The 1,016-nt window shown below is 60.1% G+C and carries 1 protein-coding gene; it reads left to right on the top strand.

Annotated elements, in window-relative coordinates:
• Window positions 1-126: 126 nt before the first annotated feature.
• Window positions 127-1,016: TolC family protein (locus VD17_RS29255; protein ID WP_440130591.1), on the top strand; the 890-nt coding region annotated here is incomplete at its 3' end.

The following is a 1,016-nucleotide window of genomic DNA, read 5'->3' as shown; positions in this document are numbered from 1 at the left end:
CGGGGTATGGCGTCCGCCCCGCGCCTGATTCCTGTACCACACTGAGTTTCATCCTGCCTTATTGGGATGGTATTTCTGCGTGCATGTCTAAGAGGCGCGCAGTGGAACATCACAGGAATCGTGAGCATGAACTCCCTACGCTATTGCACAGGCTGGCCCGTCGTGGCCGCCTTGGCGGCAAGCGTGTTGGCATTGCCGAGCGTCGCCGCCCCGCTGACACTCGATGAAGCCTTACGGCTGGCCGAAAACAACGCCCCGTCACTAACCGCCCAAGCCGCTAAACTGCAAGCCGCCAGTAGTGCTGCCATTCCAGCCGGCGAACTACCCGATCCAAAGCTACTGCTTGGCGTACAAAACTTTCCCATCGGCGGCCCCGACCGCTGGAGACTCGAGCAGGACTTCATGACCATGCAGATGGTTGGGGTCATGCAAGAAGTGCCCAGCCGCGACAAACGCAAAGCACGCATTGAGGTCGCCGAAGCAGCCGTCGATCGAGCTGCGGCTGAAGGCCGTGTGGAGAGACTGAATGTCCGTCAGGCCACCGCATTGGCCTGGATCAGCAGCTATTCCGTCGAGCGTAAAGAGGCGCTGTTCCAGGACTTTTATAAAGAAAATCGTCTGTTGACCGATACCGTCCGGGCGCAGATCGCTGGCGGCCGTGCTCAGCCTGCCGATGCTGTCACACCGAAACAGGAGGCGGCTCAGTTGGCGGAACAACAGGACGACCTGGTCCGTCTGAGGGCACAAGCCCGAGCCGCTCTCAAACGCTGGATTGGTCCCGCGGCCAACGACCAACCAACCGGCAGTTTGCCGGAGTGGCCCATCGATACTTCGGGTTACTCCCATAAGCTGCAACATCATCCCGCGCTGGCGGCGTTCGCGCCGATGACCCGCGAAGCGCAGGCCAAGATAAGTGAAGCGGAAGCGGAAAAACAGTCCGACTGGAGCTGGGAGCTTGATTACCAGCGCCGCGGACGGGAATTTGGCGACATGGTCAGCGTGCAATTCACCTTCGA

It is taken from the genome of Pseudomonas fluorescens (genome assembly GCF_000968015.1).
Lineage (GTDB): Bacteria > Pseudomonadota > Gammaproteobacteria > Pseudomonadales > Pseudomonadaceae > Aquipseudomonas > Aquipseudomonas fluorescens_W.
This window is presented reverse-complemented; position numbering and strand designations above follow the sequence as displayed.